This is a genomic window from Ruegeria sp. CDSB013 (genome assembly GCF_059611165.1).
This window is the reverse complement of sequence record NZ_JBXWPA010000015.1, coordinates 66,362-83,055: the sequence shown is the minus strand read 5'-3', so window position 1 is coordinate 83,055 and position 16,694 is coordinate 66,362. Positions and strand designations below refer to the sequence as shown.

Here is a 16,694-nt window from a genome sequence, read left to right as displayed (position 1 = left end):
CCAGCATTGCGCCATCAAGGTTAACAAAACCTTTCCGCCGGTCAGGCGCGCAGAACCTCGCCCAATCGCTGAATACCTTCGCGGATTGTATCCTCATCCGAGTTTGAGAAACTCAGCCGGATCGTGTTGGTCCCGCTGCCGTCCGGGAAAAAGGCTCCACCCGGGACAAAGGCGACTTTGACCGTGTCCAGCGCCCGGGCTAACAGTTCGGCCCCGTTTGTACCGACCGGCAATGTCAACCACACGAACATGCCGCCTTCGGGCTTGGTCCACTGCACGCCATCGGGCATATGGTCCTGCAACGCCTGCAACATGGCGTCGCGGCGGGCACCATAGACACGACGCAGCATCGGGATATGCGTGTCGAAGCAAGCCCGTGCCACCTGGTCAATGGCCATCTGGTTGATGGTCGCCGAATGAAGATCGGCAGCCTGTTTCATCAGCACCAATTGAGAAATCACCGGCTTTGCCGCCACGACCCAACCAACCCTCAACCCCGGTGACAGGGTTTTCGAAAAGCTTCCGCAATAGATCGTGCGGCAATCTTCAATCGACCCTTTACGCGCCAATTCCAGTGCCAGAACCGAGGGGATGGCATCCCCGTCATAACGCAGGGCCTGATAGGCGCCATCCTCGATCACCGCACAGTTCAACTCATCTGCCAGATCCAGCAGCGCCTCCCGCCCCCGCAGATCCACGGTTTCGCCTGTCGGGTTGGCGAAGTCGGGCGAGAGATAGGCGAATTTGACCGCGCCTTCGCCCGCTGACGCCGCGTATTCTGCCGCGCCCCGATTGCCATTGATGCTGAGCCGGTCAAACCGCGGTTCATAGGCATTGAATGCGGCCAGCGCGCCCAGATAAGTCGGCCATCCGACCAACGCAGTATCGCCCGGCGACAGATAGAGTTTACCCAGATAATCCAGCGCCTGCTGCGAGCCCGATGTGATCAGAATGTTCTCAAGCCCGCATTCCACTCCGATTGAACGCATGTGGTCGACGAGCCATTCCCGCAGCGGGACGTAGCCTTCGCTGACGGAATATTGCAGCGCCTGGGCCTGCTGGTCCGGCCCCAACGCAGCTTGAAAGGCGGCAGAGAACCCTTCGGCTGGAAACAACGCGGGATCGGGGATGCCGCCTGCAAACGAGATGATCCCCGGCTGATCCAACAGCTTTAACAATTCGCGTATCTCAGACGCTTTCATCCGGGATGTCCGCGTGGCGAACAATTCGTGCGTAGACATGAGTCTCCTCCGCTCTCATTCACGGCTAGCGTAGAGAGGAACAGTATAAAGTCAACAATACTGACCTAATCTTTTCAAGCCGCGTGAACCCGAATTCTTGAACCTCGCCGCCATCCATGGTCATATCATTTGACCAATTTCCGGAATGACGCCTGTATGCCTTTTCAAAAAGTTCAGACCGAAAAGCTTTCAATCGCGGTGGTTCGCCAGATTGAACTGCTGATACTGCGCGGCATACTGCGCCCCGGCGAACGTCTGCCCGCCGAACGCGAATTGGCCGAGCGGCTGGGCGTATCCCGGCCGTCCCTGCGCGACGCGATCGCGGACCTGCAAAGCCAAGGGTTGCTAACAGCAAAAGCAGGATCCGGGATCTATGTGGCCGAGGTTCTGGGCTCAGCCTTCTCCCCGGCGCTGATCCGGCTGTTCGGCAGTCATGACGAGGCGGTATTCGATTACCTCTCGTTCCGGCGCGACATGGAAGGGTTGGCCGCCGAACGCGCGGCCCGGTTGGGGTCGGACAGCGACCTGAAGGTGGTACAGACGATTTTTGCAAAGATGGAAGCCGCCCATACCAGCAATGCGACCGAAGATGAGGCGCAGCTGGACGCGCAATTCCACATGGCTATCATCGAGGCCAGCCATAATGTGGTCATGTTGCATATGATGCGGTCAATGTTCGATCTGTTGCGGCAAGGCGTGTTCTATAACCGCCAGATGATGTTCCAGCAGCAAACTACGCGCGAGGCCATCCTGGACCAGCACCGCGCCATCAACACCGCGCTTCAGGCACGCGACCCGGCCGCTGCCAGACAGGCGGTTCAAGAACACCTGAGCTTTGTTGAACGCTGCATGGCCGATCAACAAAAAGCAAAAAGAAACGAACAAATCGCTCAGCAACGCCTTCAACACGAGGCAGGCACCACTTAACGCTTGCGCTGAAGGTCCCTGACACGCCGCGTCATTTCGTGATTGTTCTGCCGGACAAGACTTGCGCCGCAATACAATATTTCATGGTTTCGGCGCAGCCACCTAAGCGGCCATATGGCGCTCAACGAATTCTGCATCGGACAAGAACGTACCCAGCTGCCCGGTAAGCATTTATTTTGGCATCGACGTTTTATCCCTGGTCACAATCCACGCAACCTGCTGACCAACCTGGACTTCCACAAATCTAAAGGTTTCAAAGGCTTCGGATCAGAGCGACGAAGCGTTGGAAATGCCTGATCTGCTTCCTCGCGCGTCCTGAGTTTCAGCGGTTCCTTCAGAACCGATTCTACAATGTCACCAACGATAATCGGCCTTTGTCGCTCGCGTTCAATAACCTCAAGCATCTCGGCGTGGTAAGCATCCATCGCCTCAGAGCGTTGTCCCGTACGAAAGCGAAACGCGCCGATGCCGGTATGAACCGGAACCAGGTCCGCGTGACGCAAAAAGCGCAGCCACAATTCCCCATCCACCGCCAATTTCAAAGATTCGTCCAATCCGCTGCCTGCCTTGTCCCACAGGCTGCGCCGCCAAAAGGTCGACTCTTGTTGAATCCATTGATAGTCGCCCGCCAGAAGCCGAGGGTATGAAACCGGCCTGGGCCGGCCCGCGCGCAGAACGTGCCCGGATTCGTCAATCGTCGTGAGTTTGCCGGTGATCCACTCGGGACCCGAGTTTCCCGCGAACAGGGACCCCACTGTTTCCAACCCTCCGGGCATAAGCATATCGTCGGAATTGATCCACCCCATGACCTCGCCCGTGGCCACGGCAAAGCCCTTGTTGACAGCATTAGCCTGCCCGGTATCCGGCCCGGACAACACGTGGCTGAACGCATCCCGGTAGCGTTCGACAATCTCCAGCGATCCGTCTGTGCTGCCGCCATCGGACAGGATCAATTCAAGATCTGGGTAGGATTGATCCAGCACCGAGGTAATGGTCTGCTCCAGAAACCCGGCACAGTTCAGATTGGGGATGACCAGGCTAATCTTTGGCAAATTCATTGGCGATCTAGTCCTTCCACCCCGGAACGTTACATCTCGAGGAGCCGAGGCAAACAATTAGGAACCAATACATAGACATCCGAGTTCTTCTCGACAAACGCCTTCAGAACCTGATCCGTTTCGCCGGAATTGTCGTTTGTGGCGATGATTACGTGGCTGCGGGGCAGTTGTCGTCTCAGACGGTCAATGCGGGCCAGCGTTGCAACCAGTGCGTCCCCACCAAAGCGGACACTTCCTAGAATGTTCATGGGACCTCCAATTGACTGAAAAACAGAGGCGCAAAAACACTTTGACCCGAAAGCAAGCTTCCGGGTCAAGATTCTTCAACGGTTGTGAAAATCAGTGCAGTTTGTCACCAACATCCGCAATCGCTGCGTCGATCAGTTTGTTCGCCTGTGCGGCCGTCATCTGCTTGGCCAGAACCGCGTTGGCAGCCGATACCGCAACGGTGATGGCCTGATCACGGACTTCCTTGACAGCTGACGCTTCAGCCGAAGCGATCTGGTCCTGAGCTGCAGCCAGACGGCGGGCGATGGATTTCTCCAAATCGACCTTTGCCTGTTCTGCCGCCAGAACAGCATCTTCTTTGGCTGCAGCCACGATGGCATCCGCTTGGGTCTGCACTTCACGCTGCTTGCGCTCGTACGAGGCCAACAGGCTGCGTGCCTCTTCATGCAGGGCGCGGGCTTCATCCAGTTCGGATTTGATGCCGTCGGCGCGGTTGTCCAGCGCGCCACCAATCATACCCGGAACCTTGAAGTAGAACAGGACCGCGATGAAAACGATGAAGCCCAGAAGGACCACAAAGTCGGTGTTGCCAAGCGAGAAGAACGGGCCACTTGCGGCCAGCGCGGGGCTGGCGGTGCCGACGGTCAGGATAAGGGCAAGAGTATTCCGCATGTCACTTATCCTTTCGTCTGCGCGTCAATTGCACTGTCGATGGCTTTGGCATCCGCCTCGCCGCCCAGAGCTGTGACCAGTTCAGCTGCCGTGTCCTTGGCAACCACTTGAATGCTTTCCAGCGCGCCGGCTCGGATATCGGCAATTGCCTTTTCCGATTCAGCCGCCTTTGCAGCGATTTCCGCGTCTGCCTTGGCAATCGCGTCATCCAGACCAGACTGAATTTCAGCGCGGGCTTCTGCTGCGATACGCTGTGCCTCAGAACGGGCATCGGCCAGCGCCTTGTTATAGGCCTCTTCAGCCTCGACCGCTTTGGCCTTCAGATCTTCGGCCGCAGCCAGGTCATTTGTAATGGTCCCCTGACGTTCCGCCAGGATTGCCGCGATGCGGGGCAAGGCCACGCGAGACAGGACCAGAAAGATGACGACCAGCGTAATGACCAGCCAGAAAATCTGGTTGGGGAACCAATCGAAGCAGAGCTGGGGCATCCCGATCGCCGACCCATGAGAGTCAACGCAGGTACCTGCAATCTCTTCGTATACGGGTTCTGTCGCCATGATGTCCTCCGTCGGAACGTTGTCTTTACAACAGGTGGGCCGCTATGGCTTGGACCCACCTGCGCGTAAGGATCAGGTTCCGCAGATTAGACGGCGAACATCAGCAGCAGCGAGACCAGGAATGCGAAGATCCCCAGGGCTTCTGCGAATGCGATACCGATGAACAGGGTTGCGGTCTGCGAAGCAGCCGCCGAAGGGTTGCGCAGGGCGCCGGCCAGGAAGTTGCCTGCAACGTTGCCCACCCCGATTGCGGCTGCGCCGGAACCGATTGCTGCCAGGCCTGCGCCGATGTGTGCGAGATCGCCTTCCATGATGTTTCTCCTTACGAATTGGAAGTTTCGATGTTTGGGTATCAGACCTTAGTGCGAAGGATGCAGCGCATCTTTCAGGTAAACACAGGTCAGAATGGTGAAGACGTAGGCCTGAATGAAGGCCACCAGGACCTCAAGACCGTACATAGCGGTGATCGCCAGAACCGACACGGGCGAGATCACGGCAATCGCGGCGAATCCTGCGAAAACCTTGATAACCGCGTGGCCTGCCATGACGTTACCGGCAAGACGAATGGAGTGGCTGACCGGGCGCACGAAGTACGAGATCAGCTCGATGATCGCCAGGATCGGACGTAGCGCCAGTGGCGCGCTTGAAACCCAGAACAGTCCCAAAAACGCGGCACCGTTCTTGACGAAACCCAGGATGGTCACGGTCAGGAATACGGCCAACGCCAACGGAATGGTGACGGCGAAATGGGATGTCGTCGTGAACGACGTCGGGATCAGACCCAGGAAGTTCGCGGTCACGATGAACATGAACAGGGTCATGACATAGGGGAAGTATTTGACGCCTTCCTTACCGCAAATGTCTTCGAGCATCTTGTAGATGAAGCCGTAAGCCAGTTCCGCGATCGATTGCATACGGGTCGGAACGATAGCGCGCTTCGAGGTGCTCAGGACCAACAGGCCGATGATGGCCAGAATGGCAAGGAACAACCACAGGGTCACATTGGTAGGTGTGTACCAGGCAATCGTGTCACCGCCAAAAAGCGGCTTGACGATGAACTGATCCATCGGATGAAAAACCAGGCTGCTGCCTTCTGCTGCGGTGGTCTCAGTCGCCACGTTCAGTCCCTCTCGTCCTTGTCGGCTGCCTCAGCCGCCGTTTGCTTTTCCTGAGCCTGCTGTGCGCTGCGGAGCATAACCTTCACCCCGGCGATCAAGCCCAGTATTGTAAACAGCACCAGAAAGATCGGGATTGTCCCGAGCAGGCTGTCCAGCCCGTATCCGATGCCAAATCCGATCCCCAGACCGGATACCATTTCGATGACCATCCTCCAGGCTAGCTCGCCCCCGGATACGTCAGCATCCGCACGAGGTTTCGGCGCTTTGGCCTTTTTTGCCGCGTCGATCTTGGCCTCCAGCTGCGCCATACGCTGCTTTTGGTCGTCATCGGTCACGGGCAATTCCCTCGCACAGTCTTGAGTAGGGTGCTAAGGGGCGCGGGGCACAGAGTCAACGGTGTTAAATGTTCGATTTGCCGCACGTTAAACAATTGTTTTTAGGTGATTTATTCATGAGCTCGAGGCACCCTGAAGTTGCCCTCTTCCATCGGCGCACGTAAAAACCACTCAATTCATATATTCAACCAAATGGTTGACCAAAACCGGGCGCTGTGATTGAGCGATGGCATGTCCAATGACCTCGATACCGTTTTCGCGGCCCTCGCCGACCCGACCCGCCGCGCCATCCTTGCAATGCTGCTTGAGGATGATATGGCCGTCACCGACGTCGCCGACCCGTTCGAGATGTCGCTAGCCGCGATCTCGAAACATCTGATCATTCTGACCAAGGCCGGGTTGATCAGCCAGGAAAAGCGCGGGCGAGTGAAGTGGTGCAAACTGGAACCGGATGCGCTGCGCGCAGCATCCGTCTGGATGCAGGGGTTCGGTCAGTTCGAACCAGTCAATCTGGATGCGTTTGAACGATTTCTGGAAGTCGAACTGCCCGCAACAGACGATCCCTAGACCTATCTAACGACAAACACCGATACTTTGGCGTGTTTGGCCAGATATCCGGCATGGCTGGAAAAAATGTGGTCAGTGATACGCGGTGCGTGCGTCCCAACAACGATCAGGTCGGCCCCAATCTCTTCGGCGGCGCGCGTAAGGTCACCATCTACCTCGGCAGCTACATCTACGGAATGGATATTGCGTGCCGAAACTTCAGTACCGCTCTGCTCAGTAAGTTGATCCACAATGGCTTGCAGCTCGGTGCTGATCGCCGCATTTGAATGCGTGACGTCGCCTGGCTGTGTTCCGGTCACGCTGACGATCGTGATCCGGGCGCCTTGCCATTTCGCCATCTGCGCCGCGACATCCAGAGCTTTGCGAATTTCCGGTGGCAAGTGAATATCGACCGGGATCATAATATGACTAAACATGGCATCTTCCTCCTCCCGCCGATGTTAACGGGCTCAGGAAAAGAGCACATTGATCTGCCTCATGTAGAAGACCGCGACCATTTCAGTCGGTTTGGCCCGTTCTCAGCTAGCCTTCCTGACTATACTCGACACCGATGATCACACCCGTTGCATCCGCAAGACACAACCACGGTGCTTGAGCGCCAGTGACCTCAATTGTCGTGATTGTTCCAGTCGGCACGGATTCGGTCGAGATCGCGCTGACGTCAGCGGCCTGAACACCCGTCTCAGCCGATACGAGCGCCTCACAACTGCCTTGAAGGTCGGTCTCTGAAGACACCTTCCCGCCTCCTTGCGTACAGGCGGATAACATCGCACCGGCGACGAATAGAACAGCTTTCTTCATCATTTCCTCCGGGATGGTCCATCAGACCCGAGGGTTGTTGGATTACGGCCAAAAGACAAGGGTCATTCCGAGACCGGCACAGTGTCTTTCGCAGGTTGCTCTTCGCTTTTGAGCAGCAGAACCAGCGCGATCGCGGTTAAAACCACACCGACCAGCACCATGACGGTTGGCGCAGGCCGACCAAGCGCGATTTCCCACAGGATCACCCAGCTGGGGATCAGATAAGTATAGGCCATAACCTTGGCCGAAGGCAGGCGTAGCGCTGCAAACTGGACCAGAACGAAACTGGAGGCCGTTGCGAAGATAGAAAGATACAGCAGACTGACCCAGACGATCAACGGCAGGCTCGCCCAATCGGTTGCACGGATGTCCGACCAACCGACCACCGTCAGGATCACACAACCAGCAACCAGTGTTCCAAATGTAAAGACGACTGCGGGCTCGCCCCGGTTCAGTTTACGCACCATCGGCGTGTAGATTGCATGCGCCATGCAGCCCCAGAAAAAGATGATCTCTCCGCCACCGATCTCGAAGGCGCGAAAGGACTGCCAATCGGCGCGAAAGATAACCCACAAAGCCCCGGTAGCCCCCACCGTCAATGCAAAAGCCATGCGCGGCGTGGTGATCTGGCGCAGCAGAACCCATCCGGCGATGGCCGACATGATCGGCGTCAGGGTGAAGACCGCGGATGTGCTGACCGGATCGGCGGTTTTCAGGCCGTAGAACATAAGAACAAAGTAAGTGGCGAACAGCCCGCCCAAAACAGCGTATCGCCACGGCGCGTGCGCAGCGCTGCGCGGCAACCCGGTGGTGGCAAGCGCCGCAATGCCGATGATGACGGCCGCAATCAGAAACCGTCCGGCTGTAATCGCCAACGGTGCAATCTGGTTGGCAACAATCGATCCCAACGAGAAACTACCCGCCACCAGCAGAGTGAATGTGATCATTGCCAAATGACCACGCCCCTGCGGTGTCACGAGAGCCAACCTTTGGATTCTTTCTTAAGGAACGATAGGAAGGCCTGCACTTTGGTCGTGCGATGCAGGTCGACATGGGTCACCAGCCAAAGTTTGCCGAACCATTCGGGCAAGGGCTCAATAACTTCGACCAACTCCGGATCGCGCGATGCCTCCCACCGGGCCATGAAACCGATCCCGGCCCCGGCCAGAACCGCCTCGCGCAAGCAGAAATTGTTGGTACAGCGGAATGCGATGGCCTCGGCCGGGACAGTAGCACGCAACCACTTGGAAAACGGAGCGCGGCTGTTTTCATCGTCCGTGCCGACAAACAAGTGGTCTGCAAATTCGTCAATGCTCGCTGGTTTGCCTCGGCGCTCGATATATGACTTGCTGGCAAACAAGCCGACCTCCTGTTCGATAAACGGCTGCACAACATTGTCGGGTTGGTCCGGGGCGGCACCCGCACGGATGGCCACATGCGCCTCGCCGTATTCCAGGCGGAACAGGCGGTCTCCGGTGAGGTAACGCACGATCAGACCCGGATGCATTGATTGAAACTCGGACAGGGCGGGAACGACCAAGGGCGCCAGCGAGGCCAGAGACGTCACAACCAATTCGCCCGACACATCATCGCCACGCCCTTTCATTCGGCCCACCAACTGATTGAACTGATCTTCGGTGGCCTGAGCCACGCGCAGAAGGTCCTCTCCGGCATCGGTTGGGGTATAGCCACGGGCGTGGCGCTGGAACAACTTGACGCCCAGCCGCGCTTCGATCGCGTCGATATGGCGGATCACGGTGGCATGGTGAACGCCCAAGATTTCGGCCGCGCCGCTGACAGTACCCATCCGAGCGACCTGATACGCGGTTTTGACTTCGTCCCAATTATCCATGCTCAAGCCTACTGTGCAAAATCCAACAATACCTGTTGGTATATCTGCGTTTCGTTCGCTGACGCAACACTCATATTGGGACCGGAAGCAGATTCCCCGCCAAAAAGGAAACCCTGACATGACCAAGACCATCCTGCATATCGACGCCTCGGCCCGCCGCACCGGATCCGCCACCCGCGACCTTTCCGGCCAGATTATCGGGCACCTTGGAGCCCAACGCATTATCCGCCGCGATCTTGCCAGCCCCCTGCCCCTGCTGACCGAAGACTGGATCAACGCCAACTTCACCCCCGCCGATCAACGTGACGAGGTTCAACGCGATCTGTTGGCCCTGTCCGACGAGTTGGTTGGCGAGCTACAAAACGCCGACACCATTGTCATTGGCCTGCCGATCTACAATTTCTCGGTGCCTGCGGCCTTCAAGGCCTGGATCGACCTTGTCGCCCGCGTGGGTCTGACCTTTGCCTATTCGGAAACTGGCCCCAAAGGCCTCCTGGAAGGCAAGCGCGCCGTGCTGGCAATCGCGTCCGGCGGCACCGAAGTAGGGTCTGAGATCGACTTTGCCACCAACTATGCCAAGCACGTTCTAGGATTCATCGGCATCCACGACGTCGACGTGATTGCGGCTGACAAGATGGCGCTGGATGCGGACGCCGCGTTGGCGAATGCCCAAAAAGCGGTAACTCAACTCGCCGCCTGATCCACCTCTGGCCTTTGTCTTATATAACGTCCAGTCTGCCTTAAGCGAGATTTGCAGACTGGACGTCTATCATGAAGAAAATCGGCATTCTGGGCGGTGTGGGCTGGGCCTCGACCGTGGATTATTACCGAGCGATCGCAGAAGGGGCCAGCAGGCACTTTGCCAATCGCGGCCACGGCTCGCCCCTGCCGATCCCGCCCATGACAATCGAATCCGTTACGCAGGCCAAAACCCGCGCCCTGCGGGGAACCGCCGGGGACGAGGCAAGTTGGTCCGGGTTCGACTCGGTGTTTCGCGAGGCATTGCTAACGCTTGAAAACGCGGGCTGCGACTTTGGCATCATCGCCTCGAACACTCCGCACGCGCGGCTGCATGCGATCCGGCAAGGTATCACCATGCCCATTCTCAGCATTTTCGATGCAACGGCTGAGGCCACGGCATCTGCCAAGGCGTCCACAGCCCTGGTTCTGGGAACGACGGTGACCATGCAGGCCAGCAATTATTCAGACCGATTGGCCGCTGAAGGGATCACTGCAAATGATCGCTTGCCCGAAACGGAAATTGCCGAGATGCAGGCTATGATCGACAGTGACTTCTACGGCGGCGCATCAGACACGGCGCGTGCTCGTTTACTAACTTTGTGCGACAAGCACGCAAAGCCTGGAACTGCGATCTTGCTGGCGTGCACCGAACTACCGCTGGCCTTTCCCGACCATCTGGATGACCCTGTTTTTGAGGCTGACGGCCACCTGTTCGTCAATCCGTCCGCCGCCCATGTCGCCGCAACCCTCGAAGAGGCGCTGAGCGATTGATCACGGCAGCCAGGTGATCTCGCATCCGATCTGATCGAAGAATGCCATCAGGTCATCGCGTGTCATGGCGACAGTCCGGTCATTTACCAATGGATGCATATAGATGACGTCCGCCGTTTGCGCGGCGGCGTCCATGAAGAACCGCACATCGTTTGACGCCCCGTTGATCATGGCCAGCGGACTGACCGCGCCGGGGCGGATGCCAAGGTTCTGAAACAGCCGATCCGCCGATCCAAACGACAGATTACCGATCCCCAGCTCTGTGCCCAACGCCTTGAGGTCAATCTCGCGGCTTTGTTCCAGCGTCACCAGATAGTTCCGCTTTTTCTTGTCGCGCAGGTACAAGTTCTTGAGGCGCAAGGCGTTTTCGCCTGGTACCAGGAATTGCTCTTCAACGCCTTTGGCATCCTCAACCGTGCGCAGGGGGATATGCGTGTGCAGACGATAGCTCAGCCCCCCGTCATCCAGCCGCTGCAACAGCGCGTCTGAACTGATCGGCAGCGTGTCTTGAAAAGCGGATGACGCATCCATGGGTACCTCCTCGTTTGAGGCGCTAATCGCGCAATGCGCTGACAGATTCAAGCCACGACAGGCCTGAAAATCGATGCTAGCGTGCCGCCATGAAAGTCACGCGCAATTCTCCGAACCAACTGATCTTGTCCGATACGCCATGGTTTATCGGCATCACGCTGGTCTTCTTCATTCTGGCTTTTGTCGGCGCGGGCCTGTTCATGGTCAGTGAGGGCGGTGAGGGCATCTTGTTCGGCATCTTCTTTGCCCTATTCGGCGGTGGGATGGGTCTTGGGGCCTTCTGCGCCTTTGTGCGCCGCGTTCAGGTTATCTTGGACCGGAACAAAGACAAAATAATGATCCGCAGGCAGTCCGTCTTTGGCTATGATACCGTCGAGCATTTGCTTTCAAACTTGTCCCATGCGGAGATCGAAAGCACGGCATCGAGAAGCAATAAGGGGACATCCACCCTATATCGGCCTGTGCTAATATTGGGCAAGGGAATGAGCGAGGGCCGGCATCCCATCGTCGAGGCATTCTCAAATGGTCGGGGTGCGCATCGGCTGGTTGATGCGGTCAATGACTGGCTTCCGGCGCGCAAGGTTGACTCTGCCAGCCGATCGGCCTAAAGCCCAACCCAACATCCGGAAGCGTCTGATCTTCCGGTCCCTTGAGTCGTTCAGGGATCGCCCCCCACCAGCGTGTTACGCCCGTGGGGGCGTTTGTGCATTTAACCGGCGCATCCTATCTAGGGCACGCCACCAGATAACCGGCATAGGAGGCCGAAGGCATGTTTGAAAATCTATCCGAACGCCTTTCTGGCGTCTTTGACCGGCTGACCAAACAGGGTGCCCTGTCCGAAGAAGACGTCAAAACCGCTCTGCGTGAGGTTCGGGTTGCGCTGCTTGAGGCCGATGTCTCGCTGCCGGTTGCCCGTGAATTCGTCAAGAAAGTGCAGGATCAGGCCACCGGCCAGGCGGTGACCAAGTCGATTACCCCCGGACAGCAGGTCGTCAAGATCGTGCATGACGCGTTGGTCGACACCCTGCGCGGTGAAGAAGATCCAGGTGCGCTGAAGATCGACAACCCGCCTGCCCCGATCCTGATGGTCGGCCTCCAGGGCTCGGGTAAGACGACCACAACCGGTAAGCTGGCGAAGCGCCTGAAAGAGAAAGAGGGCAAGAAGGTCCTGATGGCCTCGCTGGACGTTTATCGCCCGGCCGCGATGGATCAGTTGGCCGTTCTGGGCACGCAGGTTGGCGTTGACACCCTTCCGATTGTCCCCGGCCAGAAACCGGTCGATATCGCCAAACGCGCTAAGCAGCAGGCGACGCTTGGCGGTTATGACGTCTATATGTTGGATACTGCTGGCCGTCTGCATATCGACGAAGTCCTGATGGACGAGGTCGAGCAGGTCCGTAACGCGGTTGACCCGCGCGAGACCCTGCTGGTCGTCGATGGCCTAACCGGACAGGTCGCTGTTGAAGTCGCCGAAGAGTTCGACGCCAAGGTCGGCATTTCCGGCGTCGTCCTGACCCGAATGGACGGTGACGGGCGCGGCGGTGCGGCGCTGTCGATGCGCGCAGTCACCGGCAAACCCATCCGCTTTGTCGGTCTGGGCGAGAAGATGGACGCGCTCGAAACCTTCGAACCGGATCGGATTGCCGGCCGGATTCTGGGCATGGGCGACATCGTAGCCCTGGTTGAAAAAGCCCAGGAAACGATGGAGATGGAACAGACCGAGCGCATGATGAAGCGCATGGTCAAAGGTCAGTTCAACATGAACGACCTGAAAATGCAGCTGGAACAGATGATCCAGATGGGCGGTATGCAGGGCATGATGGGCATGATGCCGGGCATGAGTAAAATGGCCAAGCAGGTCGAAGAAGCAGGCATGGATGACAAGGTGCTCAAACGCCAGATCGCCATGATCCAGTCCATGACCAAACGCGAACGCGCCAACCCGCAGTTGCTGCAAGCGAGCCGTAAGAAACGGATCGCCGCCGGTTCGGGGATGGAGGTCAGCGACCTCAACAAGCTGCTCAAGATGCACCGGCAGATGTCCGACATGATGAAGAAGATGGGCAAAATGGGCAAAGGCAAGATGCTGAAGCAGGCCATGAAGGGCATGTTTGGCAAAGGTGGCCCCAGCCCTGAGGAAATGGCCGCGGGTATGGACCCCAAGGCACTGGAACAAGCCGCCAAAGCGATGGGCGGCAAAATGCCCGGCATGCCCGGAATGGGTGGCGGCATGGCTCTGCCTCCGGGTCTGAGCGGATTTGGAAAGAAAAAGTGACGCCAGCACGCTGCACCCAGCCCCCGTCCGGAAAGGCGGCGATGGCAGCAGCGCAATATCGCGCGGCCCTGCCGGTCATTCAGACCCGGCGGCTGGTCCTGCGTGCGCCCACTTTGGACGACCTGCCGGTGTGGACGTCAGTCTGCGCAGAAAGCTTTGGTGACACTGAGCAAGAAGCCTGGACCGAGTTTTCCTACTATACCTCCGGCTGGCTTCTGCATGGTCATGGCCTGTTCTCAGTCACTTTAAAAGACGGCGGTCAGGTCATTGGCTTTGTCATTCTGGGCTTGGAATGGGACGATCAAGAACCCGAGCTTGGCTATGTTTTAAGCGCCGAATACCGCAAGCAAGGCTACGCTATTGAGGCCTGCACTGCCGTTCGCGACTTCGGTTTTGACCTGCTCGGGTCCGGCCAGTTCGTCAGCTATGTATCGGCATCCAACGTCCGCTCGAATGCGCTGGCTCAACGCCTTGGTGCGTCCCGTGACGCCATGGCTGAGAGCGCCTTTGGCGCAGACCAACATGTCTGGCGCTATGGCGAGGTGCAGGCATGACACTTTCCATGGCGATCCCGACGCTGGAAACCGAGCGCCTGATCATGCGTGCCCCCTGCGAAGCTGACTTCGCAGCCGAGGCCGAGTTCTTTGCCAGCGATGCCTCAAAATTCGTCGGCGGCCCAAAACGCCCGGACGAAACTTGGCGCGCAATGGCGATGCTGCTGGGTCACTGGGCCATGCGCGGATATGGGTTCTGGGGCATCGAAGAAAAGGGCACCGGCACCTATGTCGGCCATGTGGGCCTGTGGTTCCCCCATAGCTGGCCCGAGCCCGAAATCGGCTGGACGTTGATGAATAACGCCACCGGCAAAGGTTACGCGACCGAGGCCGCTCTGGCCGCGCGTGCGCATGCCTATGATGTGCTGGGGTGGGAAACGGCGATTTCTCTGATCGATCCGGACAATCTGGGCAGCAAGGCCGTGGCCGAAAGGCTGGGCGCGCAGTTTGATTATACCTACGAACACCCGGGTTTCGGCACAATGCAGGTCTGGCGGCACCCTGCGCCGGCCGATCTGGTGAATGGCGGGATCGAGGCCTACGCATGACGTCGTACACCATCCCCACCGTTGAAACAGAAAACCTGATCCTGCGGGCACCACAAGAGGGTGATCTGCCCGCGATGACAACCTTCTTCGCGTCGGACCGCAGCCGTATGGTCGGTGGACCAAAAACGCCGCTGGAGGCATGGCGGTCGCTTTTGGGCCGGATCGGGCACTGGGCCATCATGGGTTACGGCGGTTGGCACATCGTTGAAAAGGCAAGCGGCGCGTTTGCAGGCTGGACCGGGATCATCAACGCCCCGGGCTGGGATGAGCCGGAATTGGGTTGGGTCGTTTTCGACGGCTTCGAAGGCAAGGGCATTGCATACGAAGCTGCGATGGCTGCCCGCGCCTATGCCGCCCAACACCAGGGGGTGAACGGTCCGATCTCATACATCGCCCACGCGAATGACCGCTCGCGCGCATTAGCCGAACGTCTTGGTGCCACTTATGAGCGCGAAGGCGAGGTTGTCGGCGAACGCTGCCAGGTTTGGCGGCACCCGATAATCGACATTTCCGACACCGCTTTGACCGCTGAGAGGACCGGCCAATGAACAACCCTGTGACACGGGCTGCGACGTTGCTGAAAGAGCATCGCGAAAGCATTGATCGGCTGGACGCGATCCTTGTCTACACGTTGGGCGAGCGGTTCAAGCACACCCAGGCCGTTGGCAAGCTCAAGGCCGAACACGAACTTCCCCCGTCCGATCCTTCGCGCGAGGCCGCGCAGATCGCACGGTTAGAAGAACTGGCGAAAGAAGCCGATCTGGACCCCGATTTCGCCAAGGCTTTTCTGAATTTCATCATTCAGGAAGTCATCCGACACCACAAGAAACACCAGAACTAAACCGGTGAACCACCGGATACGCCATTCAAAGGAGATACCACCATGGCAATGAAAATTCGTCTCGCCCGCGGCGGCTCGAAAAAGCGTCCTTTCTATCGCATCGTAGCGGCTGACAGCCGTATGCCCCGCGATGGTCGCTTCATCGAAAAGCTGGGCACCTACAACCCGCTGCTGCCCAAAGACAGCGAAGAGCGCGTGAAAATGAACATGGAGCGCATCCAGTACTGGCTGGACCAGGGCGCACAGCCCACCGACCGTATCACACGGATGCTGGAAGCTGCCGGCACCCGCGACAAGGCCGAGCGCAACAACCCCAACAAGGGCACCCCGGGCAAGAAAGCTCAGGAACGCGCAGAAGAAAAAGCTGCAAAGGCTGCTGAAGCTGCCGAAGCGGCTGCTGCGCCGGCTGAAGAAGCAGCAGAAGAGTAAGCAGGTCGGCGCGTGCAGGATCAGGACTTCACCGACGATTTTCGCACGCAGTTCGAACTGTTGATGCGGCTCCGGCGCGATGTGCGCCGGTTCCGCACCGATCCCGTGGACGAGGCGGTGCTGACGCGCTGCCTCGACACATTTCGACTGGCCCCTTCAGTGGGGCTGAGCGAACCCTGGCGCGTCATTCGCGTCGAAAGCGAAGCGGCGCGTGCCGCAGCGCTGGAGAATTTCCAAAACGCCAACGAAGAGGCCCTTGCGGGATACTCGGGGGACAAGGCACTTAAATATAGCCGCCTCAAGCTGTCCGGCATGCAGGAAGCGCCTGTTCAGCTGGCTGTTTTCTCAGACGAGACGACCAACAAAGGTCTGGGGCTGGGCGCGGGCACGATGCCCGAGATGCGCCGCTATTCCGTCGTTGCCGCAATCACCTTGTTTTGGCTCGCTTTGCGGGCCGAGGGGTTGGGTCTGGGCTGGGTCTCGATCCTTGATCCAGAACAGATGAAACGCGATCTGGCTGTGCCTGACGATTGGTCTCTGGTCGGCTACTACTGTGTGGGCTGGCCGGAAGAAATGTCTGAAAGACCCGAACTTGAGCGTGCCGGCTGGGAACAGCGCAGCGCCCGGCTGCATATCGAAACGCGGTAA

The 16,694-nt window shown here is 58.2% G+C and carries 25 protein-coding genes; 12 read left to right on the top strand and 13 right to left on the bottom strand.

Annotation, left to right across the window (positions count from 1 at the left end):
• Positions 1 to 41 precede the first annotated feature (41 nt).
• Entirely contained in the window at positions 42 to 1,241 is a 1,200-nt protein-coding gene (locus tag AC2FJF_RS21040; RefSeq protein ID WP_496727042.1) for an aminotransferase-like domain-containing protein, read from the bottom strand.
• Positions 1,242 to 1,397: 156 nt separating this feature from the next.
• Here AC2FJF_RS21040 and AC2FJF_RS21035 point away from each other — a divergent pair, with 156 nt between their 5' ends.
• Positions 1,398 to 2,168, top strand: a complete 771-nt coding sequence (locus AC2FJF_RS21035; RefSeq protein WP_496727041.1) for a FadR/GntR family transcriptional regulator — start codon at positions 1,398 to 1,400, stop codon at positions 2,166 to 2,168.
• Positions 2,169 to 2,368: 200 nt separating this feature from the next.
• Here AC2FJF_RS21035 and AC2FJF_RS21030 read toward each other — a convergent pair whose 3' ends face one another.
• The 7 genes from AC2FJF_RS21030 to AC2FJF_RS21000 all read right to left on the bottom strand — a co-directional run bounded on the left by AC2FJF_RS21030 (position 2,369) and on the right by AC2FJF_RS21000 (position 6,136).
• A complete protein-coding gene (locus AC2FJF_RS21030) occupies positions 2,369 to 3,226 on the bottom strand; it encodes a glycosyltransferase family 2 protein (protein WP_496727040.1) in 858 nt (285 codons plus the stop codon).
• Positions 3,227 to 3,255: 29 nt separating this feature from the next.
• Complete coding sequence (locus tag AC2FJF_RS21025) at positions 3,256 to 3,474, bottom strand: hypothetical protein (protein ID WP_496727039.1); 219 nt, start codon at positions 3,472 to 3,474, stop codon at positions 3,256 to 3,258.
• A gap of 91 nt (positions 3,475 to 3,565) precedes the next feature.
• Positions 3,566 to 4,126, bottom strand: coding sequence for a F0F1 ATP synthase subunit B (locus tag AC2FJF_RS21020; protein ID WP_496727038.1), 561 nt, complete (start codon positions 4,124 to 4,126; stop codon positions 3,566 to 3,568).
• Between the two features lie 5 nt (positions 4,127 to 4,131).
• Positions 4,132 to 4,683 carry a F0F1 ATP synthase subunit B' gene (locus AC2FJF_RS21015; protein ID WP_496727037.1) on the bottom strand — a complete coding sequence of 184 codons (552 nt, stop codon included), beginning with the start codon at positions 4,681 to 4,683 and terminating at the stop codon, positions 4,132 to 4,134.
• Positions 4,684 to 4,769: 86 nt separating this feature from the next.
• Positions 4,770 to 4,994 carry a F0F1 ATP synthase subunit C gene (locus tag AC2FJF_RS21010; protein WP_005981269.1) on the bottom strand — a complete coding sequence of 75 codons (225 nt, stop codon included), beginning with the start codon at positions 4,992 to 4,994 and terminating at the stop codon, positions 4,770 to 4,772.
• A 48-nt stretch (positions 4,995 to 5,042) separates the two neighbouring features.
• Entirely contained in the window at positions 5,043 to 5,801 is a 759-nt protein-coding gene (locus AC2FJF_RS21005) for a F0F1 ATP synthase subunit A (protein WP_496727036.1), read from the bottom strand.
• A 2-nt stretch (positions 5,802 to 5,803) separates the two neighbouring features.
• Positions 5,804 to 6,136 carry an AtpZ/AtpI family protein gene (locus tag AC2FJF_RS21000; RefSeq protein ID WP_496727035.1) on the bottom strand — a complete coding sequence of 111 codons (333 nt, stop codon included), beginning with the start codon at positions 6,134 to 6,136 and terminating at the stop codon, positions 5,804 to 5,806.
• A gap of 231 nt (positions 6,137 to 6,367) precedes the next feature.
• On the opposite strand from AC2FJF_RS21000, the gene AC2FJF_RS20995 reads away from it, so the two are divergent.
• Complete coding sequence (locus tag AC2FJF_RS20995; RefSeq protein ID WP_058273314.1) at positions 6,368 to 6,703, top strand: ArsR/SmtB family transcription factor; 336 nt, start codon at positions 6,368 to 6,370, stop codon at positions 6,701 to 6,703.
• 2 nt (positions 6,704 to 6,705) lie between these two features.
• On the opposite strand, the gene AC2FJF_RS20990 is transcribed toward AC2FJF_RS20995, so the two are convergent.
• The 4 genes from AC2FJF_RS20990 to AC2FJF_RS20975 all read right to left on the bottom strand — a co-directional run bounded on the left by AC2FJF_RS20990 (position 6,706) and on the right by AC2FJF_RS20975 (position 9,356).
• Positions 6,706 to 7,119: a universal stress protein gene (locus AC2FJF_RS20990; protein WP_496727034.1), complete on the bottom strand. Its 414-nt coding sequence runs from the start codon at positions 7,117 to 7,119 to the stop codon at positions 6,706 to 6,708.
• A gap of 106 nt (positions 7,120 to 7,225) precedes the next feature.
• On the bottom strand, positions 7,226 to 7,504 hold the full coding sequence (locus AC2FJF_RS20985; protein WP_496727033.1) for a hypothetical protein: 279 nt from the start codon (positions 7,502 to 7,504) through the stop codon (positions 7,226 to 7,228).
• A 62-nt stretch (positions 7,505 to 7,566) separates the two neighbouring features.
• On the bottom strand, positions 7,567 to 8,481 hold the full coding sequence (locus tag AC2FJF_RS20980) for a DMT family transporter (RefSeq protein WP_496727092.1): 915 nt from the start codon (positions 8,479 to 8,481) through the stop codon (positions 7,567 to 7,569).
• Complete coding sequence (locus tag AC2FJF_RS20975; RefSeq protein ID WP_058273318.1) at positions 8,478 to 9,356, bottom strand: LysR family transcriptional regulator; 879 nt, start codon at positions 9,354 to 9,356, stop codon at positions 8,478 to 8,480. The genes AC2FJF_RS20980 and AC2FJF_RS20975 overlap by 4 nt, the downstream gene beginning before the upstream one ends.
• 118 nt (positions 9,357 to 9,474) lie before the next feature.
• Between AC2FJF_RS20975 and AC2FJF_RS20970 the strand changes: the two genes are divergently transcribed.
• The gene (locus AC2FJF_RS20970) at positions 9,475 to 10,056 is read left to right on the top strand and encodes an FMN-dependent NADH-azoreductase (RefSeq protein ID WP_496727032.1); all 582 of its coding nucleotides are present in this window, start codon (positions 9,475 to 9,477) and stop codon (positions 10,054 to 10,056) included.
• 71 nt (positions 10,057 to 10,127) lie between these two features.
• A complete protein-coding gene (locus tag AC2FJF_RS20965; RefSeq protein ID WP_496727031.1) occupies positions 10,128 to 10,868 on the top strand; it encodes an aspartate/glutamate racemase family protein in 741 nt (246 codons plus the stop codon).
• Here the strand turns inward: AC2FJF_RS20965 and AC2FJF_RS20960 are convergent, their stop codons facing one another.
• Positions 10,869 to 11,399 (bottom strand): prolyl-tRNA synthetase associated domain-containing protein, encoded by a 531-nt coding sequence (locus AC2FJF_RS20960; RefSeq protein ID WP_496727030.1) that lies wholly within the window; start codon positions 11,397 to 11,399, stop codon positions 10,869 to 10,871.
• Positions 11,400 to 11,488: 89 nt separating this feature from the next.
• On the opposite strand from AC2FJF_RS20960, the gene AC2FJF_RS20955 reads away from it, so the two are divergent.
• The 8 genes from AC2FJF_RS20955 to bluB all read left to right on the top strand — a co-directional run bounded on the left by AC2FJF_RS20955 (position 11,489) and on the right by bluB (position 16,694).
• Entirely contained in the window at positions 11,489 to 12,007 is a 519-nt protein-coding gene (locus AC2FJF_RS20955) for a hypothetical protein (RefSeq protein WP_496727029.1), read from the top strand.
• A gap of 161 nt (positions 12,008 to 12,168) precedes the next feature.
• A complete protein-coding gene (ffh, locus tag AC2FJF_RS20950) occupies positions 12,169 to 13,674 on the top strand; it encodes a signal recognition particle protein (protein ID WP_496727028.1) in 1,506 nt (501 codons plus the stop codon).
• A gap of 41 nt (positions 13,675 to 13,715) precedes the next feature.
• Entirely contained in the window at positions 13,716 to 14,228 is a 513-nt protein-coding gene (locus tag AC2FJF_RS20945) for a GNAT family N-acetyltransferase (protein ID WP_496727027.1), read from the top strand.
• Positions 14,225 to 14,776, top strand: a complete 552-nt coding sequence (locus AC2FJF_RS20940; protein WP_496727026.1) for a GNAT family N-acetyltransferase — start codon at positions 14,225 to 14,227, stop codon at positions 14,774 to 14,776. Before AC2FJF_RS20945 ends, AC2FJF_RS20940 begins: the two co-directional genes overlap by 4 nt.
• Positions 14,773 to 15,324 (top strand): GNAT family N-acetyltransferase, encoded by a 552-nt coding sequence (locus tag AC2FJF_RS20935; protein ID WP_496727025.1) that lies wholly within the window; start codon positions 14,773 to 14,775, stop codon positions 15,322 to 15,324. The genes AC2FJF_RS20940 and AC2FJF_RS20935 overlap by 4 nt, the downstream gene beginning before the upstream one ends.
• Positions 15,321 to 15,617: a chorismate mutase gene (locus AC2FJF_RS20930; protein WP_170561253.1), complete on the top strand. Its 297-nt coding sequence runs from the start codon at positions 15,321 to 15,323 to the stop codon at positions 15,615 to 15,617. The genes AC2FJF_RS20935 and AC2FJF_RS20930 overlap by 4 nt, the downstream gene beginning before the upstream one ends.
• Before the next feature lie 42 nt (positions 15,618 to 15,659).
• Entirely contained in the window at positions 15,660 to 16,046 is a 387-nt protein-coding gene (gene rpsP, locus AC2FJF_RS20925) for a 30S ribosomal protein S16 (protein WP_496727024.1), read from the top strand.
• 12 nt (positions 16,047 to 16,058) lie between these two features.
• On the top strand, positions 16,059 to 16,694 hold the full coding sequence (bluB, locus tag AC2FJF_RS20920; protein ID WP_496727023.1) for a 5,6-dimethylbenzimidazole synthase: 636 nt from the start codon (positions 16,059 to 16,061) through the stop codon (positions 16,692 to 16,694).